Origin of the sequence: Shewanella sp. Isolate13 (assembly GCF_022398325.1) — a bacterium.
Lineage (GTDB): Bacteria > Pseudomonadota > Gammaproteobacteria > Enterobacterales > Shewanellaceae > Shewanella.
Window position 1 is genome coordinate 70476 of sequence record NZ_JAKEVD010000011.1, and the last position, 24253, is coordinate 94728.

Sequence of the window (24253 nt, forward strand, 5' to 3'; positions counted from 1 at the left end):
TAATTGCAGGGTTCTAACGCTATTTAAGGTTATGAGATTCCTTCAGGTTATTCAGATTATGACAAACAGCACACGACTCTTCGCCGCTATACTCATTGAGTGGCACACCAAACTGCGCACCGTTTTGCTTCATATGGGCAATCACCTCATTACGCACTTGGCGACGATCTTCTCCCGCTTCAGCGGCACGTTTACCGTGACAGCTTAGGCACACTGCTGCAGTAGGCGAGACATAAGCATCAGCTTTTGCATCAACCGCATAGCGACCATTGATAGGGTTAGTGGGATCGGTGTATGTGTCCATGTAATCAAGATCCAATGCCAATGGCTTACGGCCGACAAGATACTTGGCATCGTAACTATCGCCCTTATGGCACTTAGCACAGTTTGCCAGATCAGCTGAGTACTCGACATTACGTCTCCAGCCTTCGCCGCCCTGATTAGCACGATTGTTAGCATGCATAGAGTGGATCCACACTTTTTGATCAGGATGACTCATTGTAAGTTGTTCAACGTAATCTTTATCACCTTGCTTGGTATGGGCATCTCGGATCACTTGAGTTGGAGGCACGTTAGCATTATGGCAAGCCATACACTCTTCAGCCGCATTTGATGCTGTCGTCCAGTCTCGTTCACCACGAGGCATCAAGTTCTTAAGCAAAATCTGTTCTTCACTGTCGACATTACCTGATACGCAAGTGGTTCCATGAAACTCACTATCACCCGCTTTAGAATGGCAATTTCGACAGTTTAATGTCATCTGTACAAAACCATCTTCAGAGGTCGTTGTACCATGACAGTCGCCGCATAATTCGTTGGTCACCACTTCGCGACGTGGACGCTCAGGGAGCAAGCCCTTGTTATCGAAGAACTCTAACCAGTTATATCCTGCTGCACCATTGCTCCAGTCGGTCTGACCATCACAGTCCATGATGTTTTCACCACTGGCATCCATACAGAACCAGATCCTTGGGGTCACGATGCCGTAGTTATCACTAATATCCCCTTCGAACTCATCTTCCATTTCAAATGGCCCGATCTCATAGGTCGTCTTGCCATTCTCATAATTGAGCACTATAGGCTTGTCTGAATAACCAGGATAAGGCCCCTTATTAGTGTGAACTCGTAAGATTTTACCGCGACCAGCGGCAACATTTTCACCGAGTCCCATTCCCATATCTTGACCGCCCCAGTTTATATAAAACTCTGCGTAATATAGGTAGTTAACTTTATCAAGCTGCTCATTACGGCTGTTACCATCTTTATCTAAAATATCAACAGTCAGCTGCACGTAAGAACCTGGTGTCCCTTTATTTTCATCCGCTTGCGGTGCAGAAACCATTTTTGCATCAGTCACAGTTAAATGAAGGTTTGCACGACGCTCATTTTGGCCTTGGTAGGTGGCTAAATGCAGTTTCTCGATAACCTCAGGAGTATGACAGCTCGCACATTGGCTATTATCTGCATAAGGCCAATGATTTACCCCTTCCTTAAAGTCGACATCACTATGACACGTTACACAAGTCTCAGCAGTTGGCACCATTTTCCAGTTTGCATAATCTGTTGCCTGTTCATTTTCAAAATGGCAATTGTCACACCCTCCAACAGGTGCTGAAATCACACCAATATGTGCTTCATGAGCCAGCATTGGGAATACTTTGCTCATATCACTTACTTTGTTATCCGTATGACAAGCTGCACACGTTTCTACTTCGGTGTACTTTCCACCATGAATTGCGAAGTCATCATGGCAACTGCTACAGTTTTGGTTGTTAACAACATTTTTGGTGTAATGTGCAGCTTCACCTTGTCCACTAAAATCAACATGTGTGTTTGCATAGGAAACTTCCGTTGCACCAACGGCTTCCCCACCCGTGCGGAGCACTAACCTCAGGGTCTTGTCATCAGTAATTGTAAAAGCGGACTCGGATGTAATGTCCTTTTCAAAGCGATAGGTATAGCTACCATCTTGATTATCAACCAGTGCTCCACATTTTGAATATTTACTAGCAGGGCATGCCTCAGAGCTAAGCAGCTTCCATTGATTCGCGTCCCCTTCAACTCCTTGCTCTAGCCCCGATAGAATAAAACCAAAATTCTGTAACCCGACAACGGGTAAATCTTTTTCATTGGTTACTGTAAAAGTAATATCTGACTGAGCGCCTACAGAAATGGTATCCACTGCAACGGTTAATGCTTTCGCATCTGTTGCTACTGGGATCCCGGGCTTTCCTGGAATACCAGGATCACCATCTTTGCCATTCTCACCATCATCGCCTGAACAGCCACTTAGCAATAACCCGATGAGGGTTGCTAATGTTGCAACTTTCATATCGAATATTTTCATCATCAATTCCACTCACTTATGTTTAGCCCTCTTAAACGGGGCAAGTGAAATTTATCGAACTGACGACAGATAAAGTGTGACTACCTCGGTTGCAATCCTCGCAATGTTACTCAATGCGAGGCATAGCTCAGAACAATCGTCTCAAGTTAAAAACCAGTTCCATAACGGATCGCAAAAAGATAACCATCTGATACAAAAATGTTAAACTCAATTTTATTTGTGTGATTGTTAGCACGTTACCATCTAACAAACGTTAACAAAACGCTGAAATGTTCCCAATCGATAGGATTTAGCTTAAAAGTGCCAGAGATGCACTAAGGCTGAATAACCCAATAACGATTCAATTTAATATTCACTGCTTTGTTTAGTTGCAGAAACCTATATTCAAAAGAGACTAAACGAGTATTCAAAGGCCGCTAAAACGGATAAATAAATGCGTTAGCAACAGTATTTTTGCCTAAGAGAAAATCACAAGCCGGGACAGTGCTCTCCACCTTGACTCTACTCTTTAGCAAGTACAGGCGAAGCGCCGCAAGGTTAATTGTTAGCAGCAGTCTAACTATAAGTTCATAGGAGGTTTGATTGCTTAAGTTGTTAGGCGTAGTCTTATTAAAGCTCAAATTCGCTAAATCAAAAATCTGAGTTATAAATAGATAAACCTGAAATAAAACGGAGCCGTTATGAAACACTTACTAATGACAGTAATCGTTGCCGCGACATTAACAATAAGCGGTTGTGCTCAACAACAGCAGCCCACTGAGCCGCAAAACTTTCTCACCAATGATGGTAATGTAAATATCCTTTGGCAAAGCACCAATGATTACAGCGATATTGAAGCCAGTGTTGGAGTACAATCAAAGTTTGAACAATACCTGTTTGCCGAGCTGACTAAAGAGCTTGGAAAACTCGCGAATAAACACTTAGCTAACGACCAACAGCTCGACCTGACCGTGACAAACGTAGACTTAGCCGGAGATGTGCAACCGACTTTTGGTGCATCCACTGACGATATTCGCGTAGTTACCGATCTCTACCCGCCCAAAATTCATTTTGATTACACATTAACTCAGAATGGAAAAGTCATAAAATCAGGAAGTGAAAAACTTAATAACATGGGCTTCCTAATGGATATCCAGCCCATAGGAAACGACCCTTTCCCTTACGAACGTGACTTGCTCACCGATTGGTTTAAAAAGACAATAATACCTGTATTATAATCCTGTCGATCCCGGCCAAGGTCGCTCAGCAACTTGTATCGCGGCGGCCTAAACTCTTTCGAAAAAGTGATTCTTTTAAAGCAGACTCTTTTGAAGTAGGAAGCCTTTGAAACTAGAAGTCTTTTGAGACAGAGAGTCTTTTGACACTAACAGCCTTTTGAAAGAGTTCGCTAAGGGGGTAGTTGACTAACTCCCCCTGCTCAACCAAGTGTGAGCTGAAAGCACATGGTCTTTATCAAGCGCAGCTTGCTAACGTCAGAAGCTCAATCGTTTGCAACAACTAACTACTATCAAACACCATTAACAATGGTCAAAGTGTGCATTCTCCATGCACATAAACTCCACCTGTTGCATAGAAAGTACTGGTGGCTGCAGCACCTGAATCGACTCGGCTATAATCGCATCTAAATCGACAACCTCATCAATTTGATTACCGTATGAGTTAGTGCGACCACAATAAATAAAGTACTTGTTCCAGCGCACCAGATAAGCACTTTGCTGCTTACCATCAAAGAGAACCTCAGCCTCAAGAGCGTGACACTCTTCGCCCTTATCGGTTAACACTGCCACAACCAACTTCAAATTATCAAAAGCCGACAAGTTTAATGTTAGGTATGGTGTAAAAATTGAGGCGACTGATTCAGACAACATAAAGATCCTTAGAAATAGCTTTCGCTAGTGGGTAACACTAATAGGTAATAATCACGACCATCGAAGCTGATGTAATCGATAACTTGCATACCGCCTTTGCGAGTATGAGCAGCGAAAGAGCCCCCATTGTCTTCAGCGATAAAGGTCAGCATATAAGACAACTCGTTGGCGACTAACTTTTTAAGCAAAGCCACTAACGCTTCAAAAATGCCTTGGCCACGATGACTACTATTTATCCATATTGGGCCATACTGACAACAGTTTTTCTCTGTCAACTTGGCACGCTCATAATCGAGACGAGGCAAACGATTAAGCAGATTTCGGTAGATAGGCCACTGTTTGAAGAAGGACCAACGACCAGCAATCACATAACCGATAATCTCCCCTTCAACCTCAGCCACTACGACCCAATGCTGGTTAACCAATGTGGTTAAGTCTGCCTGAGTGAAAGACTGCCCTTGTAACGAATTATCACGCTTATCGGCCGCTAACTCATCCAGTAAATGCTTCTGCTCCAGAGCGGCCAGAGCGGTAATGTCCGCGGCCTTAGCTCGTCTAATCTTCATCTGTTTTATTCATCTGTTTTATCTAGGCTCACTCTACATACTGTGCAGTAAAAACACTTATTTATCGCCGATTATAGCTGAATTAAGGTGGCTGTCGTTAGGCTTCAAACTATCGATTTTCACCAGTCATGTTATCTGCCATTTATAAACTGCTAACCAAGAGATCCGATGAGCATAACTTAGACAATCACAGATCAAGATTTCACACTTTTAACATTTATCCAACCAGTAAAAGCCAGTATAGTTATTCGATGATTCTCGCGTAATAAAGCCAGAACACGGCCCCAATAAAAATAAGTGAGCCCAACCATGTTAGCCCCAAAAATCAATCATAATAGTTGGCTACGGGAAATGGATCATCCCGCCATTAACCTGCCTCGATGGCAGCAGCAAGTCGATTTAATTAGCGACCTTTATCAATCTAAAAACACCCTCATTATCCAATCTAATGGCAAAGATGCGCAGATCATTTGTAGCCAAAAGCTCCCCAATAGCAGCTTAACCACGGGCGCCATGCTTCAAAGAGAGGGGCTTATCGATGCCATCTGCGAAAGTGCCTGCTATGGATTAACCCCATTAGACACTGTAACAATCGGTGGCAGTTTTACTGACTTCGGTAAACTGTTAGCGCTCAAACTCAATTGGCCAGATGGACGACTTTTTGGCTGCCTAGTCATTTGTGATCCAGCCCGCGACTGCATAACAGCCACTTCCGCAGCGGTCTGTGATTCCATTAAGGCACTGCTCCAAGGTGAACTAAAGCAGATGTACCTGATGGGGCAGCTGCAGAGGCTGTCGGTGCAAGATGAGTTTACCTGTATGCTCAACCCCTACGGATTCAACCTGATGGCGCCAAGACAACTCAGCTTAAGTCGCCGCTTCGGTTCTCACGCCGGACTGATCGTCTTAGAAGAACAGTCCTCGCCGCAACGTCATCAAAAATACACCGAGTCTCAACGCACTCGTATTATTGCTCGGATCATCTCCGATAGCATGCGCGAGGCCGATATCTCTGCCAGAATTCAGAACGATCAATTTATTATTCTCGCCTTCGTCGATAACGAGTCTAATCTCGATAGCTTGATTGCACGCCTGCGTAAACAAGTACACAAAGAGGCACCAGAGATAAACCTCGTTGTCGGTAAGAGCTTTTTTACGCCAGATACCCAGCTATCGTTGCTCCCAATGCAGCAAGAAGCTATCGCAGATTTAGAGAAGAATCGAAAATAAAACCGAACAAGCAAACACGAAACAGCCGGAATTGCCGATAAAAGCCAAGACGGAAAAGCGCTACCATCGAAGGCACAATTGTAGGTCGGCATTTATGCCGTCAACACTGGCACATTAAACCGTAAGGCTGATGGGCTAAAGCCCAACCTACATTAAAAACGCAATGCTATCTTTTGACTGTATAGCAGGACGAAGTCCGCTCTAGCCGCGAAGCGTCCTCGCAACGAGTTTACGAGTGTTCTAGCTTCTAGAATAGGCTGTTAATCTGGACTTTGCTTGCGCGCCCACTCTAAAAACAGCGCGATTGGGAAAGGTGACATCATCACCATGCCGAGGCCAGCTAAACTAGCAATCATAACCATACCTTCAACTTGCTGTGACATTTCGGATAGAAAATAGATGCCCACTGCACATAGCAACATACTTAAGCCTAACCAATGCAATATTTTTAGCGGTTTTATTACACTTTTTTCCACTATAAGTCGCCTTTTCTCTGTTGATTTTGTACTAAAATACTCACAATATATTGATATTAATCACCTTGGATCCCGAACATGATAAAACAATCCTTAATCGTAGCAAGTTTGCTATTGGGTTTAACTGCTTGCCAGTCGACTTCTCCAACTCAAATAGAGGATTTAGCTATCGAGGGCACATGGCATATCGAGTCTGCAAATGGCCAACCTGTCATCGATTACAGCCCAGCCCAACTGACGTTTGAAGCCGAAGGTAAACTCACTGGCAACAACAGCTGTAATAACTTTTTTGGTAACTATGTACTAGCCGGGCAATCGCTACAACTACAGCCTGCTGGTAGCACAATGAAGGCCTGTGTTGATGCGCTAATGGCACAAGAGCAGCGCGTGATGCAAGTGATACCAGCCGTCACCCAAGCCCAGATGGCTAACGGTAAACTCCTGCTAAAAGACGCCGATAACAAGACGATCTTAATACTGAGCAAGATGTAATTACTAAGCTAGATAAGACATAACGACGATTTTTTATTTTGAGAAAGTCGTCCTTGGCAAATCGCCATAAATGTTCCAGACATAACGACGATTTTTTGCCATCCTTGGCAAATCGCCATAAATGTTCCAGACATAAAAAAACCGCCATTAAGGCGGTTTTTTTATTGGCTCACCATTAGAGATGAGCCTGAGTTTTGCTCGCTAGGATTAAGAGCTTAGCTTCTCAGCCATCTCTGCACTCTCTTCGGCGTTAGCATTATAGTGCTCAACATCGATCTCACCTTCTGATTTCGCAATCACGGTTGTTGCCACTAGGTCGCCAGAAACGTTCACTACGGTACGTGCCATATCCAAGATACGGTCGATACCAGCAATTAACGCAACACCTTCAAGTGGCAGACCCACTGTAGTGAGTACTAAGGTCAACATAACTAGTCCCGCACCAGGTACGCCCGCAGTACCAATTGAGGCAAGTGTTGCCGTTAGAATGATGGTGATATAGTCGACCCAAGTCAGATCGATACCAAATGCTTGAGCAACAAACAGCGCAGTCACACCTTGATAAAGCGCAGTACCGTCCATGTTGATCGTGGTACCTAAAGGCAGTACGAAACTTGAGATCTTCTTGTTCACGCCTAAGTATTCGCTGGCACACTTCATACTCGCTGGCAGCGTGCCTGCAGAGCTAGATGTGGTATAAGCCACGGCAATCGCGTTGCTGATCCCTTTAAAGAACTGCATTGGATTTAACTTGGCAAACACGACTAAAACAAAGCTGTAGAAACCGACAACATGTAGGAAACAGCCGATGTAAACCGCAATAATCACCTTGATCAGTGGCATCAGCATATCGACACCATACTCACCTGCCACCCATGCCATCAGACCAAACACACCGTATGGTGCAAGCTTCATCACCAAATCGGTTAGCTTGTACATAGCTTCTGCAAGGCTTTCGAACACCTTGATCGCAGGCTTACCGTGCTCACCAATCAGTACTAGGGCGATACCGAGTGCTACGGCGAATACGATCACCTGCAGGATCTGCCCACTGGCTAGTGCAGCAATCGGGTTAGTTGGCACGATATCGATCAGAGTTTGCATCACCGATGGCGCTTCTTTGATAACGGCAGCGGTCTCATGAGGCACCATATCTAGGCCTGTACCCGGCTGCATAAAGTGGCCAACAGCTAGACCTAAGGTGATCGCGATAGAAGTGGTGCCTAAGTAGAAAGCGAACGACTTGAAACCAATGCGGCCCATCTTGGCCGTATCTTGCATTGAGGTCACGCCTACAATCAAAGAGCAGAAGACCAAAGGTACAATCAACATCTTGATAGTATTAACAAATAGCGTTCCAATTGGTTTCAAGTAGGTCGCCTGTTCACCCAAGCTAACCCCAGTTAAAATACCTAACAGCATACCAATCATGATCTGTAACCACAGAGGCACAGACATCCAGCTCGACCACACTTTTTTCACCAGCGAAGGTTGTTGACTTGACATATTTAAACCTTGAAACGATTGAAGGAAGGACTACCAGCAAATTACTAGCTCAAAAATAACGCGGCAGTTTAGCATAAGCTTTAGAAGCGAGAGATGATCTGTATCACGCTGATACATTCCATGGATTAGTCACAACAATAACTACTAGCTCATTGAGAAAATCGTAATTTTAGGCCTCAAATTTTGAGTTTTTCTCATTTTTAGAGAAATGCATTCGATGAAGTGCAGCTGGCGGCTGATCGCGCTCAATAAGATAGCTCCAATATGCATCATCGAAGCCAGAGAAGATCTGCTTTTTCTCGGCACGTAAGATAAGCCACCACCAGACGAGCCCCCAGACACCGAATGTGAGTAGTGTTAGAGCAAAGTGCCATGCATGCCTAACTTGCTCAGACTGAACAACAGGCTGAGACTGAGCAGTCGACTCTGGTGAAGCTGTTGATTCTGTGGAATTTATAGAGCTTGAAGCTGTCGATTTCACCTTTTTCATCACCACTCCAATACTATGAAGGCCATAGAAAAAGTCTAGCAGAGTTCGACTTTAGTCGAATAATAATTGCAAAAAATATCGAGCAGTTGCCACTTCATGCTAAAGTAGCCGCAAAAAAAGGATCCCTAAAAATGATTATTCGTAAAGGCCAAGCTGCCGATCTTCAAGCCCTAATTAACTTTAACCAAGCGATGGCAGAGGAAACTGAAGGCTTAAGCTTAGATGGACAAGCGCTAGAAAAAGGCGTTAATACCTTACTGACCTCACCAGAGAAAGGCTTCTACCTCGTTGCAGAGGTCGATAGTGAGATTGTTGGCTCATTGATGGTGACCTTCGAGTGGAGTGACTGGCGCGCTAAAGACTACTACTGGATCCAAAGTGTCTATATCCGCCCAGAGAATCGCCGCCAAGGGATCTATGGCAAGCTCTATCAAGCCGTTAAAGATATTGCCGCAGAAAATGGCGGCGCCGCTAGCTTTAGACTCTATGTCGAGCAAGATAACACCAATGCCCAACGTACCTACAGCGCCCTAGGCATGGAGCAAAGCTACTACTTGATGTACGAACAGAAGTAATCTTAATAACCAGTGCCAACAAATTTAAGACATTAAAAAGGCCATCGTTTTGATGGCCTTTTTGCTATTTGATTGCTGACGGAGTCAAGCAACAAAAGTTAACCGCAAATGCTAGTGACCTTGATAGCCAAACCACCTTGGCTAGTTTCACGGTACTTAACGTGCATATCTTTGCCCGTCTCAAGCATGGTGGCGATCACTTTGTCTAAGCTCACTTTTGGTGCGCAGTTACGACGCATCGCCATACGTGATGAGTTGATCGCCTTAACAGCAGCAATCGCATTACGCTCGATACATGGTACTTGAACCTGACCCGCTACTGGATCACAGGTCAAACCTAGGTTGTGCTCCATGCCGATCTCAGCAGCCATACATACTTGCGCCGCATTACCGCCCATGATCTCAGCAAGGCCCGCAGCCGCCATTGAACAAGCTACGCCAACTTCACCCTGACAACCTACTTCCGCACCAGAGATAGAAGCGTTACGCTTATATAGTGAGCCAATCGCTGCCGCCGCTAGGAAGAAACGCGTGTACTCTTGCTTACCGACTGGCTTGATGAACTTATCGTAGTAAGCCAATACCGCAGGGATAATACCCGCCGCACCGTTAGTTGGTGAAGTCACCACACGACCACCGGCTGCGTTCTCTTCACTCACCGCCATAGCGAATACGTTGATCCAGTCAACGATCTCCATTGGGTCGCTAGATAGACGCTCACCGGTTAATAGCTGGCGGTATAGTGCAGGCGCACGACGAGCCACTTTTAGCGGACCTGCAAGAACGCCTTCAGTCTGGCAGCCTTTTTCGATCGCTTGACGCATGGTGTCCCATACTGCGCCAAAACCATCGTAAATCGCTTGTTCGCTGTTGAAGGCCAATTCGTTCTTGAACATGATGCTGCTGATGCTCATGCCAGTCTCTTGGCATGTTGCTAATAGCTCATCTGCAAAGTTGAACGGGTAAGGTACTTCGACCGGGTTTTCAACGTCTTTACCGAACTTAGATTCTTCAACGATGAAACCACCGCCTGTCGAGTAATAGGTCTTACTCATCACTAGCTCATCGCCCTTGTAAGCGTGCAGCTTCATGCCATTTTCGTGTAGTGGCAAGGCATAGTCATGGAATAGAACAGCATCTAGACCGAAGTCCACAAGGTGCTTTTCCTGGCCCATAGGTAGCTTTTGCGTCTGCTCAACCTGAGCGATAAAGCCTGGGATCGCATCAATATCAACGCTCTCAGGTGAGTTTCCACCTAGACCTACGATGATAGCGATATCGGTATGGTGGCCTTTACCCGTTAAAGATAAAGAACCAAAAATTTCGACACCTAAGCGAGTCACTTGCTCTAGCTGACCCGATTGACGTACATCATCGACAAACTCTTTAGCGGCCTTCATCGGCCCGACAGTATGAGAGCTCGATGGACCCACACCTATCTTAAAAATATCAAATGCGCTAAACATAAAAATCACCTCGAAAAAAAGAGGAAAAGCCGGGATAACTCCTGGCTTCGACAAACAAATGGAACTAAAAAAGCTGGACGCTTTAAGATGCTCGCATGCAATCTTTAGGCGTCCAGCTGCTATCTATTTAAGACACTAATCCAAATAGAATCGCAGTCATTGCAAGTAGACCTGCAACCACAACGAAGATGTTGCTGAAACGACCACGGTATGGAGCCAAAGCTGGCACTTTGTGAATCGCGTACATTGGCATTAGGTAAAGGATAGCCGCGATAATTGGGCCACCTAGCGCTTCAATCATACCCAAAATGCTTGGGTTGATAACTGCCACGCCCCAGATAGTTAGGAACATGAAACCTAAGATAAATTTGTTTAACTTAGCATCAGAAACTTCTTTGCCACTTGAGCGTAATTGCTTAGTGATTAGGCCTTTCATACCTTCAGTCGCACCCATGTAGTGGCCGAAGAAAGAAGAGATAATCGCAACGAAAGCAATGAATGGACCGAAGTAGCTTACAAATCCACTTTCATGCACGTTTGCCAAGTAAGAAAGAATTGGCAAGTTCATCGCTTTAGCTTCTGCAAGCTGTGCAGGTGATAGCGATAATACACATGAAACTACGAATAGCATTACGAAACCAACCAACATCAATGTGGTGTTACGTAAGATAACGTCAGCTTTACGTGCCGCATTAACACCGTGCTCACGCTTTAGCGATACAGAGAACTGGGAGATCGCTGGCGAGTGGTTGAATGCAAAAATCAATACTGGAATAGTCAACCAAACGGTACCTAGGAACTCACCTGCTTGTGGTACAACTTGTAGCGCGTCCATCTTCCAGTCAGGGATCAAGTAGAAAGACATGAATGCTAAGATAGCAACTAATGGGTATACCAATAGTTGAGTCACTTTAAGCATCATTTTCTCGCCCGCAACCATTACAGACATCATAGCGATGATAAGGCCACCAGATAGCAACCAACGTGGCACACCGGACACTTTATCCATGATCTGCACGCCAGCTTCAGTTAGCATAGGTGCACCATCAGCCGCTAAACGTGGAACTTCCACAAAAATGTTTAGCTGGTTAACGATAAAGCTTTCAACTGTGTTAGTAATACCTACACCGTAAATCAAAACGATTGGGTAGATAGCAAAGAAATAAAGCAGAGTAATTGCCTTACCCGCGCCAACACCAAAGTGCTCTTCAACAACGTGTGTAATATCGCTACCAGGCTTGCTTGATGAACAAACAAAACGTGATAATCCACGGTGGGCTAGATAAGTCATTGGGCCGATGATAGCAACCATCACCATTAGTGGCCAAAAACCACCCATACCAGCGTTAATTGGTAGGAATAGAATTCCGGCACCAACCGCTGTACCAAACAAACTCAACATCCAAGTCGTATCTTGACGTGTCCAAGGCAATGACTTAGTCGTTGCCGTATCATTTTGTACCAATTCTTGTGTACAGATCGCGTCTTTTTGCATTCTTGTTACCTTGAAGGTGCTGAGAAACACCAGTAAATTTTGATCTCAGGAGTAATTTCGCGGTTAAGAATATCCTAATGCATGGCCCAAATATTGATCTGAGTTCACATTCTGTAATTGATTTTCAAATCCTAATCAAATTGAGAGCTAGATCTCCTAAATCATGTAATAAGTTTTCATTTTGTATTCACTATCGCAACCCAATCGAACCGAGCATTAACATAAGCGTTACGTAAATCATGAATTACTCATGTACGCGGTCGAATTCGGAAAATACGCTGACGGACATAAGTCACAAAAAAACCATTTATACGACACCACCTGACAATCGGTCAGTAGTTCTTGAAGCCGATCACGGTTTTTCAAGACGAAATTCCCTCTGTCATTAGCTAATCTAATGCTAAATTTTGTAAATTTTTATCGCGTATAAGTTAACCTGGGTTATTCAACTGCTAAACAAGTAACGTTTGCGAACATTTTTCAAGGTGAAACCAAGTAAAAAAAACAATAAACTCAGCAAGATCATTTCCCTACAAAATTGAAGAAATACCCAATGAAAAAAACAATGACTGTTATTGTCGGCTCAACAAACCCAGTTAAAGTCGGTGCAGCACAAGCAGCCTTAACGACTCTTTTTCCCGATAGCGATATCGAATGCCAAGGAGTAAGCGCTGCTTCATTAGTAAGCGATCAACCTATGACTGAAGCCGAAACCCGCTTAGGGGCGATCAATCGCGTCAAACACTGCCAAGCTCACCATCAGGCAGACTTTTATTTAGCGATGGAGGGAGGAGTTGATAAGTTTGAACATGGACCAGCGACCTTTGCCTATATTGCGATTGCCCATAAGGAGCAACTCAGCATTGGGCGCAGTGCCTTATTACCGCTACCGATACCTGTCTACCAAGCGCTAACTCAGGGAGAGGAACTTGGTTCTGTGATGGACAAGATGTTCAATACGGTCAATATTAAACAGAAAGGCGGCGCTATCGCGCTACTAACCAACGGCCATGCCAGCCGTCAAAGCGTCTACACTCAAGCTATCATCCTGGCAATGGCGCCTATTCTACACCCAGAGCTGTATATTAATTAGCATGCACTTTATTATTTTTCACTTAAGACGCTTGATTTTGATAATTAGCCCTCGTAAGTTAGTTGTTAATCGCAACTGACAAACACTATTCGATGAATCAAGCTCTGCCCAACAGTTCTGGTGTCTCTTCACAGTTACGTCGCCTCTCTAGGCAGCTAATCCGCCAACTGGGATTATTAGATGCCGCCTGCGGCAACCTGCCGTTATCGCCAATTCAGGCCCATAGTCTGATCGAACTCGGCGAAAGCCAACACTCCATCAAACAGTTGGCCGATACTCTTAATATCGATAAATCCAATGCCAGCCGCGCCGTGAGCCAGTTAGTAGATAAGGGCTTTGCGACATCTCAATCTAATCCAAGAGACAACCGCAGCTTAGTCGTACAGCTTTCACCTAAGGGGAAAAAGCTACTGAATAAACTGGATGAGCAGCAAAACCAACTCTTCACCGAGATTATGGCGCAACTCACTCAAGAGCAGATCCTGTCACTCGAAATCGCTTTAGGCCACTACAACAAGGCGCTCAAGCAGTCTAAATCTCAGCAAGACTACAAAGTTAGAGAGATTGAGGCGAAAGATAATCTTCAAATCGCCCAAGTGATCCGTCAGGTATCAGATGAATATGGCCTCACCGCAGATAAAGGCTACGGTGTGGCTGATAAGAGTCTCGACAGCCTCAATGAAGCGTATCAGGCAGATAATGCCAGGTATTGGGTAATCGAATTGGATAATAAGATCTTAGGCGGTGCTGGCATCGCGCCCCTTGCTGGTGAGAAAGGAGTCTGCGAATTACAGAAGATGTATTTCCTCCCCGAAGTGCGCGGCAAAGGCTTTGCTAAGCGTTTAGCCTTGCAAGGCCTTCGTTTTGCGGCCGAACAGGGCTTTAACTCCTGCTATTTGGAAACCACCGCCAACCTAGTCGAAGCCATCAAACTCTATGAATCTTTAGGGTTTACACATCTCGATAGTCCGCTGGGCAATACCGGTCACGATGCTTGCGAGATTGCCATGTTACGGCCGCTATCTAACGACTAATCTATTTACATGAGGCAAGCATCAAACCAATGATAAGCTGATGGTTTTTATAGCGAAAGCTTGCTAGCCTCAAATTAATTCAGGTATTAAGTGAGTTTTTATGGAATATAGACGTCTTTCACATTCGAGTTTAAATGTTAGCCAAATCTGTTTAGGCACAATGACCTGGGGCGCACAAAACACACAAGCGCAAGCCTTCGAGCAGCTCGATTATGCGATTGCTGCAGGAATTAACTTCATCGATACCGCCGAGATGTACCCCGTTCCTCCAGAAGCAGAGACTCAAGGCGAAACTGAACGCATTCTTGGCAACTATCTCAAGCAAAGAGGTAATCGCGACAATCTAATTATTGCCTCTAAAGTCGCCGCCCCCGGCGGTAAGAGCGACTATATTCGCCCTAACATGGCTTTAGATTGGCGTAATATCCACGCCGCGGTCGATGCCTCCCTCGAGCGTCTACAGCTAGAGACTATCGATCTGTATCAGGTTCACTGGCCCGATAGACACACTAACTTCTTTGGTGAGCTAAGCTACAATCAGCAAGATGAACATGAAAAGCTCACCCCAATCATCGACACCCTAGAGGCGCTAGCCGATCTCGTCAAAGCGGGGAAAATCCGCTATATCGGCATATCTAACGAAACGCCTTGGGGCTTTATGGAGTATCTACGCTTAGCCGAGAAACATGATTTACCTAAAATCGTCTCGGTGCAGAACCCCTATAATCTGCTCAATCGCAGCTATGAAGTGGGGATGGCTGAGATCAGTCATCGCGAAGAGGTGCCGCTATTAGCATACTCTCCACTGGCCTTTGGCGCCCTGTCTGGGAAATACCTCAATGACCAATGGCCTGAAGGCGCGAGAATGACCCTGTTTAAGCGCTTCGCACGCTATACAGGCACTCGGATGGCACTCGAAGCGACCAGTGCCTATGTAGAGCTGGCGCGCGAATTCAATATGAGCCCGGCGCAGATGGCCTTAGCCTTTGTAAACTCAAGGAAGTTTGTCGCATCAAACATCATAGGTGCCACCAATCTTGAGCAGCTTAAAGAGAATATAGACAGCATTCACTGCGCCATTTCTCCCGAGTTGCAACTACGCTTAGATGAATTAGCTCTGTTATATCGCTTCCCTTGCCCTTAAAAGCAGCCCTTAAAGCGATATTTCTAATCGTCTAACTTGCTTTAGGCGCTCAGATCTTAGAAGATCTGAGCGCCTTTTATTTTTATCGATAACCTTGGATCAATTAATGGATCTCTCAACGCTGCGGTCACAATTCCCTACCCTTGCTCAATCTAACGATGGTTATCCACTGTGTTATCTAGACACGGCGGCAACGAGTCAGAAGCCCCAGCAAGTGATCGACGCCATGAATCACTATTATCACCATGATAATGCCAATGTGCATCGTGCAGCTCACCAGCTATCGGCACGCGCCACCAGCCAGTACGAAGCGGTGCGAGACAAGCTGCGTCAGTTCATTAATGCCAGCCAGCGCGAAGAGATCATCTTCACCCATGGCACCACTGAGTCGATAAATACCGTCGCCAACGGCTTAACGGCACAAATAAAGCAAGGTAGCCTTATTTTAATCGACAGCGCCGCCCACCACGCGAATATTGTGCCTTGGCAGGAACTCGCCAAGCGCACAGGGGCTATCATCAAACCTATTCCACTGACTCAAGATTGCCGCTTAGATATTGACGCATTTGAGGCGCTGCTGCAGCAAAAGCCAGCCATCGTTGCCCTGTGTCATGTATCGAACGCCTTAGGTACGCTGAACCCGGTTAAGGAGCTCGTTAGCAAAGCCAAACAGGCTGGCGCCATTACCTTAGTGGACGGTGCTCAGGCCATTGCCCATATGAGCGTCGATGTACAGAGTATCGATTGTGACTTCTATGTCTTCTCGGGTCACAAGATGTATGGGCCGACGGGGGTTGGCGTGTTATATGGCCGCTTCGATTTGTTAGACAGCTTAAGCCCGCTGATGACCGGCGGTGAGATGATTAAAACCGTCAGCTTTGAGTCGACCGAGTTTAATCAACTTCCCAACAGACTCGAGGCAGGAACGCCGCCAATTGCCGAGGTTATCGGCTTAGGCGCCGCTATCGACTTTATTCAAGCTTTACCCACTGCTCAGATCCATGCAAAAGAGCGAGAGCTACTCAATTACTTGCAAGATGCACTAGAGAACCTAGGCGATGTAGTACTCTATGGCGCTCATAAGGATAATGTCGGCGCGGTCGCCTTTAACTTGGCCGATGAACATCATCAAGATGTGGGCATTTTACTCGACCAGCAAGGCATTGCCGTACGCTGCGGCCACCACTGCGCTATGCCCTTGATGCAAAGCCTTAGTTTAAAAGGCTGCTGCCGTGCCTCGATTGGGGTTTATACTAGTAAGGCCGATATCGATCGCTTTATTGCAGCGATGGCGTCGGTGAAAGAGTTGTTGCTGTAAAAGAAGGGACTAGGTCCTAGGAAAAGCAGGTTCTAGGTTCTAGGTTCTAGGTTCTAGGAAAGGCTAAGACGGAAAAGCCGGAAAAGCAAAAGCTAACAAACAGTAAAGATGGTGCTTGCGGCTTTTGTTGTTCCTAGTAGGGCGTAGGGCGTCCTCGCAGCGAAGCGTTCTAGATCCTAGGTCCTATAAAAGCCAAGCCTGTTTTTATTTAATTATTATTCAATTCACATTTAGGTCACGTATGAGTCAGTCAGTTCAACCCTCTGCAGAGCAGTTTTTAGCATTAGCCCTCGACAATGACACAGCAACAACAGTGGCACTGTTTGAGCAAGCGGGTAACTGGCAGGAGCGCTATCGTCAGATCATGTTGTTGGGTAAAAGCCTCGCTAAACTCGAGGACAATCTGCGGGTTGAAAGCGCCCAAGTTCGCGGCTGTGAAAGCAATGCTTGGCTATACCACAGTGAAATTGACGGTAAACACTACTTTCTTGCCGACAGCGATGCCCGCATCGTAAAAGGTTTAATCGCCCTGCTATTGATCGCCTGTAACGGTAAAACCAGCAAGGAAATCCGCGCATTTAGCCCTGACAGCTATTTCACTCAGCTCGGGCTGCAGGGCCAGCTCAGTCCTTCTCGCACCAATGGCTTGCTAGCACTGGCTAAAGCCATAAAGCTCGCCGCCGAATAACAATCCACCTTCTAAATGATCTGGCTTAGAGCTCTGGCTTAGCTCAAAATATAAAGGGAATTTAACGCCACTTTTTTTCAGAAAAGTTCGACTTCCCTTTATTGCATGCTTCGCAAAGGATTTGCAGGTTCTCAATGTCTAAGGCGATTTCAGGATACAGTGAACGCGGTTTAATGTGATCTACGTGCATGATTGCGCCCTGAGTTGGCGTGATACCACAACATGCACAGCGACTGCCATACTTAACTAGTGCTTGATGGCGTAGGTTAAGCCACTTTCCAGAACTGTAAAAGTCCTGTTCAATAGGTTCACTAAAAGGTAATTCCTCACAATCAGTAAAAACCTTGGGCTCAGCTTCGGGAGCGAGAAAAACAGCATGACCCTCATTCACCTTTAGCCATTTCCATATCGCTTTTAACGCACCTCTTTCAGTTTTATAAGATGCAGTACGTCTTCTGTCATTTTTAAAAGTCACCGACCACATAAACAACTCCTTTTGTCCCGTCTATTGAGTTTGTTCGAACGCCAATATCAGCAATATTCGAAAACCCATAACGACTAAGGTAACATTGTGAAAAAATAATAATCAATACAAGGAAGCAGCATGCACTATAGTGCTAACCGCCGCCAACTGCTGAAAGGCATAGGTGCCGCAGGAGTTCTGAGCCAGTTAGGCGCTTTACCCGCGTTTGCCACTACTCATTCGACATTTGCCACTAATCCCTCTGCAGCCTGGGCTTCTAAGCAGCGCCTCTATGTCGATGGCCTATGTTTCCTTCCTGATGATCTCAACGATGCCACAGCATCTAATATCGATGCCTATATTTGCGATATCTCCGATATCGAAGCGATCAAACAAGCCGATGGAACCATCAACTATAAGCGTAGCTATAAGGCCTGTATCGAGAGCATTACCGAGGCTAAGCAGCGAGTGGAAGCGAACCCGGACAAGTTGCTTCTCGGCTTAACTGGCAAAGATGTTAACCTAGCCAAGCACACAGAGCGCACTGCCGTCTTCTTTCAAATACAGGGCGCCGATTGTGTAGAACAGAGCATCGACACCGACTTAAGCCACGTTGATGAGTTTTACGATAAAGGCTTACGCGTGTTGCAGTTGACCCACCACTATGGCAACCCGTTTAGCGGTGGCGCATTAGATAACGATGCTCAAGGGGGCCTCAATCTGCCCTTAACACCTGCGGGCACTGCACTTATCGACAAGCTCAACCACAAAAATATTCTAGTCGATGTTAGCCACTCCAGCGCCCAAAGCGCATTAGATACCGCACGCGTGAGCAAGTCGCCTATCGTGCAGAGTCATGGCGCAGCCCGTGCTATCGTAAATCATGCTCGCTGCTCTCCCGATACCGTCATTAAGGCCATTGCCGATACTGGTGGCTTATTTGGGGTATTTATGATGAGTTTTTGGTTAACCAACGAAAAGGTTCCCACCATTGAACACTATATTGCTCAGCTTAAACACGTCGCCAATGTCGGTGGTATCGATGCCGTTGCTATCGCCAACGACTACCCACTACGCGGGCAAAAAACGCTACTCGAACTCAACAATAATAATGCCGAAGGCGTGAAGCAGTATTTAGATTGGTGGTACAGCCTACGAGCAAAGAAGGTGCTAGGTTACGACATCGAGCCCCAGCACGCCGTGATCCCCGAGCTTAACCATATCGAACGCATGAATCGTATCGACATGGCGTTGGGTAAAGCCGGCTTTACCAGCTTAGATCGCGACAAGATCATGGGCAAAAACTGGGATCGAGTCCTCAACCAAGTTTTAATATAGAGCATTCAGCGGTGTTTATATAAAGAGCCCTCAGCGGTGTTTATATAAAGAGCCTTCAGCGAGGTTTTTAATATAGAGTCCTCAACGAAGTCTTGATATAAAGAGCCTTCAGCGATCTGTCATAATCCCACATAACAAAAAGGCGCAACCATTACTGATTGCGCCAATTGCAGCGATATAGCTTATAAAGAAAAAGCTATAAAGAAAGATTCGCGATGGTCTTTTGGATCCCGACAACATCGGTGCCGCGTTTAAGCTCTTTTACCAACGGATCTTTCTGGCCTGAGATCCAAATTTTAAGCTCAGAATCCATATCGAAAGTACCTGCGGTTTCCACTTCAAAGTGGGTAATAGACTTATACGGCACCGAGTGATAACTCACCTTCTTACCCGTCACGCCCTGCTTATCAATCAGGATAAGACGCTTGTTGGTAAACACGAACATATCGCGGATCACCTTATAGGCTAAGGTTAACCTCTCATCGTCGGCCATAATTGGGCTCAACTCTTGGGTTAACTCGTCAAGATTAACCTCAGATGCGTTGCCCATCAGCGAATCTAATAGTCCCATCGTCTATTCTCCTTAATAGTTGTTAAGCAGGTGAGCTTAAGTTAGTGAGCGCTCAGCGGTTTAGTCCGTAGAGCGAACCTGCCTGTTTTCACCGACCACCATCATTTCACATTTCGGGCAGTCAAATACTAGCTTAAGCACATCTTTACCTATTTCCAGCACCATAGGTTCGGCTTTAATGCCCGGTACCTCTTTTGGACAAAGATTAAAGTTAAAGCGCAAACAGTGCTTAGTGACCATTAATGGCACATCTTCACTGATGCCGTTCTTCTCGTAGGTATCTTGGATTTCAATCACGCCATGACGCTGATAAAAGGCTTTAGCCTGCTCGTTGGCCACGTTACCAAGGTAGCTCAAGTGCTTAACCGGATAGACGGCATCTTGGTTATATTTCCAGGCCTTAGGGCGCTGATAATCGTTGACTCTGGCTAGCTCTAATGCCGCCACAGTGTCACGGCGAAGACCGTTTAGCAAAGAGGTTGGAATAAACCAAGTCTGAGCGGTTTCAATGCTGATATTGTGAGCCTTAAAGTCGGTACTTCCGAGTTTGGCAAGCTGCTTACGTAGCCCTTGCTGAGTTTTTTCAATATCGGTAGCGGCGGTTTTTTCAACCACCAAGGTCTGAGTTGCGCTGTGACCATAAACATCTGTCATAGTAAGCGACACGCCGTCCTCAGTATCGGCTAATACTAAGTCAACGCCGATAATGCGCTTAGCCGACTCTTTGGCTAGCACAGCTTCAAAAGCTTGGTTGTGGTTACGGTAAATGGTCATACCCACTTTAAGCTCTTTTGGCATACGCATCACAAATAGCTTCAGCCCCTCGGCGCGGTTAACCCGCAGACCCTTTAGCTTGTCGTCTGACTGTTTGGCCTCGGCATAATCGCTTGGGAAGAAACACAGTCCATCGCCATTGTTAAAGCCATGCTCAGATTCGACTTCGATAAAGTCACTGCCGATGCGCTTCACCTTAGCCACCTCTTCACCGATATATTTCGGTGAGCGGAAATCATTCATGCCCTGGCTACGTTCATGGACGAAGTAATCTGTCTTGCCTCGGTTAAAGGTCTTTTCTGGATCGGGGGTAAAGGTGTGCTCACAGCGACCATGGGATGAAGCGACAAATTCACTGCGACGCGCGATGATCTTGTCTAGCTCTTGACGGTAATGGGCGGTGACGTTTTTAACATAGCTTAAATCTTTGAGACGTCCCTCAATCTTAAACGAGCGCACCCCCGCGTCGATCAAGGCTTCTAAGTTGTCGGTTTGATTATTATCTTTAAGGGATAGTAGATGTTCGTTTTGCGCCAGCACGTCACCTTGGCGAGTCTTTAAGTCTGCCGGTAAGCGGCACATCTGCGAGCATTCACCACGGTTAGCACTACGGTTGCTGAATGAGTGACTCAAGTTACACAGACCGCTAAATGCCACACACAATGCGCCATGAATAAAGAACTCAATCTGCATATTGGTGTTAGCCGCCACCTCACGAATTTGGCTTAGACCCAGTTCACGGGCCAATACCACCTGCGAGAACCCTACCTGCTCTAAGAAGGCGACTTTCTCTGGGCTACGATTATCCATCTGCGTACTGGCGTGCAAGGCTATCGGCGGTAAATCAAGTTGTAAAATACCCATGTCTTGCACGATAAGCGCATCGGCGCCTGCCTCATACACCTCCCAGATGAGTTTTTGCGCCGCTTCTAGCTCATCGTCCATCAAGATGGTATTGATGGCGACAAACACTTGGGCGTGATATTGATGAGCAAAGGTACATAAGCGTGCGATATCTTCGACGCTATTACCAGCAGTGGCGCGCGCACCGAAGGCGGGACCACCGATATAGACGGCATCGGCACCATGGCGGATCGCTTCAATACCGAAGTCGGCATTCTTTGCCGGAGCCAGTAGCTCTAAACGGTTATTTTGTATCTCCACAGGAGAATGCGACTCGTCTTTAGGCGTCTCGTCGAGCTTATCGCTAGGAGTATAGATGCCAACATTGCTCATAAAAAAATCACTCAAAAAGGGTTAACACAAATATTTTGGGCGAAGATTATAGCAAAATGGACAAGCTTTGGCGTTAGCTAATATAAAATCAATTTTCAGCTAGCGCTATTTAGATGACAGAAGCGATTAGACAAGCGTAATCAATAGTGCACCGCCAGCCAGATGGTTTCTTCCTCTTCACTGGTCCACGCGACTCTATGTCTAACATGGGCGGGAATATTCAGGTGATCGCCCAACTTAAGATCAACCTCCTTACCATCTTCAAACTCTAGTTTGGCCGCGCCCTGTAAGAGCATCACCCACTCACTGCGTTGTTGGTTATACCACTGCCCTGCTGGCGTCACATGGGCTTTAGAGATAATTCGCTCTATCAACAAATTTGAGCCCGTCACTAGGGGCTCAAACACTTCCTGAGTTAAGTCTTGTGGCAGTGCCTCAAAGATATTGTGCTTTTCCATCGCTGTACTCGGTTAGCTGTGCTTATTTATCTGTGTTTAGCATCGATTCCGCTATTGATTCGTTTGGGTAGTTATAAAAATGTGCAGATCTCTTCTAACGGCTTCTTCTGTAATGCATGCTCGGGCACCGTCGCATCCTCACTCGGATAACCCGCAATAATTAACATATAGGGGCGCTCATTACTGTTGTCACGACCGCAGACCTTACTTAGAAATGACATAGGATTAGGGGTGTGAGTCAAGGTGCCCAGCCCTGCATTATGTAGCGCTTGAATTAAAAATCCGGTAGCTATGCCTACCGACTCGTGCACATAGTAATTCGTCTTTTGCTCCCCCTCTTCTTCACTACGCTTTTGACTAAAAATCGCTATCAGCCAAGGCGCATGTTCGAGGTAAGGTTTATCGGCGTTGGTTCCTAAGGGTTTAAGGGCATCAAGCCACTCCTCACCGGCACGACCTGCATAAAAGGCTCGCTCTAGTGCTTCGGCCTCATGACGAATTTGCGCCTTAATCTCAGGGTTGTTAATGGCAACAAAGTGCCAAGGCTGATGGTTGGCACCGTTAGGAGCTGTACCCGCCGCAAGAATACATTTCTCGATGATCTCTTTAGGGACGGCTCTATCTGAAAACTTGCGAATAGAGTGACGGCGCTGTACCTGCTTATAGTTAGCGTTGGCGCGCTCGAGCATCTCAGCTTGTGGGTATTCAATAAAGTCATTTAGTGGATGATGTATCTCAGTCATGCTAAGCCTTTGCCTTTTATTGTCATTATTGTTGATTAACTTATCACTCTTTCGCACAAATGCTACTCAGTAACGGCGCCTTTCTCGCGACAGAAAGCCTATTTTTGCGCCTCAACAACAGCCTTTAGTTGAACTAATCCTTGATTTAAATCCTTAGCTATCATGCCTTCAAAATCGATAAACAGGATCATCAGGTTCATTGGGTAATCTAAGTGGCCACCAAAACCCCAAGTCACTCGCGTCTGTCTGGCTGAAATAGCTTCTGTTTCAATATAGGCAAAATCGGTGGACTCAAAGGGCTTATAAAATCTCAGCTCATAATCGATACGTTTCCCCTCATCGATGCGTACAATCTCTTGCTCGCCCACTCCCACCTCTTCTTTGCCACTCGACCAGCTTGCAGTAAACCCAGTCATGCCATCGATACCGCGGTAGCTTTTTTGCATATCCGGATCCATCTGCGCCCACACACTATAGTTATCTTGATTCTTTAGGTATCTCACGTAATCGAATACCTCGGCAACGGGCTTATCTATGATGACTTCAGTAGTAACCGAATAACTCTTATCAACAAACAAAGCCACGATAAAAGGCAGTGCAATGATCACTAGGATCAACAGCAGGAATTTTTTAAACATAGTCATTTACTCTTATTAGTCGATGAACTAGACCCAAATACGACTGTGGCCAGCAAGGTAAATTAAGAATAAACGTAATATCAAGATAATGACAAATCGAGTGCAGTAACGAAGCTCCAGCATGCATTCCCTTGTCAAATGCCATGGCAGAACTCGAGTAAATCGTAGCAACAAAAAAGGGACAAGCTATGCTCATCCCTAATCGTTTAGTGATATCGGCCGCACTCTAAGTTAACAAAATAAG

24 protein-coding genes are annotated in these 24253 nt (G+C 45.8%); 10 read left to right on the forward strand and 14 right to left on the reverse strand.

The features are described from left to right. Positions 1–19: 19 nt before the first annotated feature. Positions 20–2350 carry a hypothetical protein gene (locus L1D44_RS09600; RefSeq protein WP_239890153.1) on the reverse strand — a complete coding sequence of 777 codons (2331 nt, stop codon included), beginning with the start codon at positions 2348–2350 and terminating at the stop codon, positions 20–22. 677 nt (positions 2351–3027) lie between these two features. Here L1D44_RS09600 and L1D44_RS09605 point away from each other — a divergent pair. Continuing rightward, positions 3028–3564: a DUF3016 domain-containing protein gene (locus L1D44_RS09605; protein WP_239890155.1), complete on the forward strand. Its 537-nt coding sequence runs from the start codon at positions 3028–3030 to the stop codon at positions 3562–3564. Positions 3565–3864: 300 nt separating this feature from the next. Here the strand turns inward: L1D44_RS09605 and L1D44_RS09610 are convergent, their stop codons facing one another. Together L1D44_RS09610 and L1D44_RS09615 are read right to left on the reverse strand one after the other, a co-directional pair. Further along, positions 3865–4215, reverse strand: coding sequence for a hypothetical protein (locus L1D44_RS09610; RefSeq protein ID WP_239890157.1), 351 nt, complete (start codon positions 4213–4215; stop codon positions 3865–3867). Between the two features lie 8 nt (positions 4216–4223). After that, the gene (locus L1D44_RS09615) at positions 4224–4781 is read right to left on the reverse strand and encodes a GNAT family N-acetyltransferase (RefSeq protein WP_239890159.1); all 558 of its coding nucleotides are present in this window, start codon (positions 4779–4781) and stop codon (positions 4224–4226) included. A 309-nt stretch (positions 4782–5090) separates the two neighbouring features. Here L1D44_RS09615 and L1D44_RS09620 point away from each other — a divergent pair, with 309 nt between their 5' ends. After that, positions 5091–6011 carry a GGDEF domain-containing protein gene (locus tag L1D44_RS09620; protein ID WP_239890161.1) on the forward strand — a complete coding sequence of 307 codons (921 nt, stop codon included), beginning with the start codon at positions 5091–5093 and terminating at the stop codon, positions 6009–6011. 260 nt (positions 6012–6271) lie between these two features. Here L1D44_RS09620 and L1D44_RS09625 read toward each other — a convergent pair whose 3' ends face one another. Then, positions 6272–6487 (reverse strand): hypothetical protein, encoded by a 216-nt coding sequence (locus L1D44_RS09625; RefSeq protein WP_239890163.1) that lies wholly within the window; start codon positions 6485–6487, stop codon positions 6272–6274. Positions 6488–6565: 78 nt separating this feature from the next. On the opposite strand from L1D44_RS09625, the gene L1D44_RS09630 reads away from it, so the two are divergent. After that, positions 6566–6979 carry an META domain-containing protein gene (locus L1D44_RS09630; protein WP_239890165.1) on the forward strand — a complete coding sequence of 138 codons (414 nt, stop codon included), beginning with the start codon at positions 6566–6568 and terminating at the stop codon, positions 6977–6979. A 207-nt stretch (positions 6980–7186) separates the two neighbouring features. Here L1D44_RS09630 and L1D44_RS09635 read toward each other — a convergent pair whose 3' ends face one another. Together L1D44_RS09635 and L1D44_RS09640 are read right to left on the reverse strand one after the other, a co-directional pair. Next, positions 7187–8485, reverse strand: coding sequence for a dicarboxylate/amino acid:cation symporter (locus L1D44_RS09635; RefSeq protein ID WP_239890167.1), 1299 nt, complete (start codon positions 8483–8485; stop codon positions 7187–7189). A 169-nt stretch (positions 8486–8654) separates the two neighbouring features. After that, complete coding sequence (locus L1D44_RS09640) at positions 8655–8975, reverse strand: hypothetical protein (protein WP_239890168.1); 321 nt, start codon at positions 8973–8975, stop codon at positions 8655–8657. 131 nt (positions 8976–9106) lie between these two features. Here L1D44_RS09640 and L1D44_RS09645 point away from each other — a divergent pair, with 131 nt between their 5' ends. Beyond that, positions 9107–9550: a GNAT family N-acetyltransferase gene (locus L1D44_RS09645; RefSeq protein ID WP_239890170.1), complete on the forward strand. Its 444-nt coding sequence runs from the start codon at positions 9107–9109 to the stop codon at positions 9548–9550. A gap of 98 nt (positions 9551–9648) precedes the next feature. Here L1D44_RS09645 and L1D44_RS09650 read toward each other — a convergent pair whose 3' ends face one another. Together L1D44_RS09650 and L1D44_RS09655 are read right to left on the reverse strand one after the other, a co-directional pair. Next, a complete protein-coding gene (locus L1D44_RS09650; protein ID WP_239890172.1) occupies positions 9649–11016 on the reverse strand; it encodes an L-serine ammonia-lyase in 1368 nt (455 codons plus the stop codon). Positions 11017–11143: 127 nt separating this feature from the next. Then, a complete protein-coding gene (locus tag L1D44_RS09655; protein ID WP_239890174.1) occupies positions 11144–12511 on the reverse strand; it encodes an aromatic amino acid transport family protein in 1368 nt (455 codons plus the stop codon). Between the two features lie 553 nt (positions 12512–13064). On the opposite strand from L1D44_RS09655, the gene yjjX reads away from it, so the two are divergent. The 5 genes from yjjX (at position 13065) to L1D44_RS09680 (ending at position 17788) form a co-directional block, all read left to right on the forward strand. After that, complete coding sequence (gene yjjX, locus L1D44_RS09660) at positions 13065–13604, forward strand: inosine/xanthosine triphosphatase (protein WP_239890176.1); 540 nt, start codon at positions 13065–13067, stop codon at positions 13602–13604. Between the two features lie 92 nt (positions 13605–13696). Beyond that, a complete protein-coding gene (locus L1D44_RS09665) occupies positions 13697–14638 on the forward strand; it encodes a bifunctional helix-turn-helix transcriptional regulator/GNAT family N-acetyltransferase (RefSeq protein ID WP_239890178.1) in 942 nt (313 codons plus the stop codon). A gap of 100 nt (positions 14639–14738) precedes the next feature. Continuing rightward, entirely contained in the window at positions 14739–15782 is a 1044-nt protein-coding gene (locus L1D44_RS09670) for an NADP(H)-dependent aldo-keto reductase (protein WP_239890180.1), read from the forward strand. A 106-nt stretch (positions 15783–15888) separates the two neighbouring features. Further along, positions 15889–17100 carry a cysteine desulfurase gene (locus L1D44_RS09675; protein WP_239890182.1) on the forward strand — a complete coding sequence of 404 codons (1212 nt, stop codon included), beginning with the start codon at positions 15889–15891 and terminating at the stop codon, positions 17098–17100. 241 nt (positions 17101–17341) lie between these two features. After that, positions 17342–17788, forward strand: coding sequence for a SufE family protein (locus tag L1D44_RS09680; protein ID WP_239890184.1), 447 nt, complete (start codon positions 17342–17344; stop codon positions 17786–17788). A gap of 61 nt (positions 17789–17849) precedes the next feature. On the opposite strand, the gene L1D44_RS09685 is transcribed toward L1D44_RS09680, so the two are convergent. Continuing rightward, a complete protein-coding gene (locus L1D44_RS09685) occupies positions 17850–18272 on the reverse strand; it encodes an HNH endonuclease signature motif containing protein (protein WP_239890186.1) in 423 nt (140 codons plus the stop codon). A 120-nt stretch (positions 18273–18392) separates the two neighbouring features. Between L1D44_RS09685 and L1D44_RS09690 the strand changes: the two genes are divergently transcribed. Further along, on the forward strand, positions 18393–19589 hold the full coding sequence (locus L1D44_RS09690) for a membrane dipeptidase (RefSeq protein ID WP_239890188.1): 1197 nt from the start codon (positions 18393–18395) through the stop codon (positions 19587–19589). 196 nt (positions 19590–19785) lie between these two features. Here the strand turns inward: L1D44_RS09690 and L1D44_RS09695 are convergent, their stop codons facing one another. The 5 genes from L1D44_RS09695 to L1D44_RS09715 all read right to left on the reverse strand — a co-directional run bounded on the left by L1D44_RS09695 (position 19786) and on the right by L1D44_RS09715 (position 24009). Next, complete coding sequence (locus tag L1D44_RS09695; RefSeq protein ID WP_239890189.1) at positions 19786–20160, reverse strand: PH domain-containing protein; 375 nt, start codon at positions 20158–20160, stop codon at positions 19786–19788. Positions 20161–20220: 60 nt separating this feature from the next. After that, on the reverse strand, positions 20221–22170 hold the full coding sequence (locus tag L1D44_RS09700; RefSeq protein ID WP_239890190.1) for a U32 family peptidase: 1950 nt from the start codon (positions 22168–22170) through the stop codon (positions 20221–20223). A gap of 140 nt (positions 22171–22310) precedes the next feature. Continuing rightward, the gene (locus L1D44_RS09705) at positions 22311–22628 is read right to left on the reverse strand and encodes a cupin domain-containing protein (protein ID WP_239890191.1); all 318 of its coding nucleotides are present in this window, start codon (positions 22626–22628) and stop codon (positions 22311–22313) included. Between the two features lie 71 nt (positions 22629–22699). Further along, positions 22700–23371, reverse strand: coding sequence for a nitroreductase family protein (locus L1D44_RS09710; RefSeq protein ID WP_239890193.1), 672 nt, complete (start codon positions 23369–23371; stop codon positions 22700–22702). A 98-nt stretch (positions 23372–23469) separates the two neighbouring features. Next, positions 23470–24009, reverse strand: a complete 540-nt coding sequence (locus L1D44_RS09715; RefSeq protein ID WP_345773632.1) for an SRPBCC family protein — start codon at positions 24007–24009, stop codon at positions 23470–23472. Positions 24010–24253: the final 244 nt, after the last annotated feature.

Bases quoted from the DNA above. Each gene is read 5' to 3' on its own strand.
- L1D44_RS09650 (WP_239890172.1), bottom strand. From the start codon at position 11,016: ATGTTTAGCGCATTTGATATTTTTAAGATAGGTGTGGGTCCATCGAGC.
- L1D44_RS09645 (WP_239890170.1), top strand. From the start codon at position 9,107: ATGATTATTCGTAAAGGCCAAGCTGCCGATCTTCAAGCCCTAATTAAC.
- yjjX (WP_239890176.1), top strand. From the start codon at position 13,065: ATGAAAAAAACAATGACTGTTATTGTCGGCTCAACAAACCCAGTTAAA.
- L1D44_RS09665 (WP_239890178.1), top strand. From the start codon at position 13,697: ATGAATCAAGCTCTGCCCAACAGTTCTGGTGTCTCTTCACAGTTACGT.
- L1D44_RS09615 (WP_239890159.1), bottom strand. From the start codon at position 4,781: ATGAAGATTAGACGAGCTAAGGCCGCGGACATTACCGCTCTGGCCGCT.
- L1D44_RS09600 (WP_239890153.1), bottom strand. From the start codon at position 2,350: ATGATGAAAATATTCGATATGAAAGTTGCAACATTAGCAACCCTCATC.
- L1D44_RS09680 (WP_239890184.1), top strand. From the start codon at position 17,342: ATGAGTCAGTCAGTTCAACCCTCTGCAGAGCAGTTTTTAGCATTAGCC.
- L1D44_RS09640 (WP_239890168.1), bottom strand. From the start codon at position 8,975: ATGAAAAAGGTGAAATCGACAGCTTCAAGCTCTATAAATTCCACAGAA.
- L1D44_RS09670 (WP_239890180.1), top strand. From the start codon at position 14,739: ATGGAATATAGACGTCTTTCACATTCGAGTTTAAATGTTAGCCAAATC.
- L1D44_RS09690 (WP_239890188.1), top strand. From the start codon at position 18,393: ATGCACTATAGTGCTAACCGCCGCCAACTGCTGAAAGGCATAGGTGCC.
- L1D44_RS09610 (WP_239890157.1), bottom strand. From the start codon at position 4,215: ATGTTGTCTGAATCAGTCGCCTCAATTTTTACACCATACCTAACATTA.
- L1D44_RS09605 (WP_239890155.1), top strand. From the start codon at position 3,028: ATGAAACACTTACTAATGACAGTAATCGTTGCCGCGACATTAACAATA.
- L1D44_RS09700 (WP_239890190.1), bottom strand. From the start codon at position 22,170: ATGAGCAATGTTGGCATCTATACTCCTAGCGATAAGCTCGACGAGACG.
- L1D44_RS09635 (WP_239890167.1), bottom strand. From the start codon at position 8,485: ATGTCAAGTCAACAACCTTCGCTGGTGAAAAAAGTGTGGTCGAGCTGG.
- L1D44_RS09705 (WP_239890191.1), bottom strand. From the start codon at position 22,628: ATGGAAAAGCACAATATCTTTGAGGCACTGCCACAAGACTTAACTCAG.
- L1D44_RS09620 (WP_239890161.1), top strand. From the start codon at position 5,091: ATGTTAGCCCCAAAAATCAATCATAATAGTTGGCTACGGGAAATGGAT.
- L1D44_RS09715 (WP_345773632.1), bottom strand. From the start codon at position 24,009: ATGTTTAAAAAATTCCTGCTGTTGATCCTAGTGATCATTGCACTGCCT.
- L1D44_RS09630 (WP_239890165.1), top strand. From the start codon at position 6,566: ATGATAAAACAATCCTTAATCGTAGCAAGTTTGCTATTGGGTTTAACT.
- L1D44_RS09695 (WP_239890189.1), bottom strand. From the start codon at position 20,160: ATGGGACTATTAGATTCGCTGATGGGCAACGCATCTGAGGTTAATCTT.
- L1D44_RS09710 (WP_239890193.1), bottom strand. From the start codon at position 23,371: ATGACTGAGATACATCATCCACTAAATGACTTTATTGAATACCCACAA.
- L1D44_RS09685 (WP_239890186.1), bottom strand. From the start codon at position 18,272: ATGTGGTCGGTGACTTTTAAAAATGACAGAAGACGTACTGCATCTTAT.
- L1D44_RS09655 (WP_239890174.1), bottom strand. From the start codon at position 12,511: ATGCAAAAAGACGCGATCTGTACACAAGAATTGGTACAAAATGATACG.
- L1D44_RS09675 (WP_239890182.1), top strand. From the start codon at position 15,889: ATGGATCTCTCAACGCTGCGGTCACAATTCCCTACCCTTGCTCAATCT.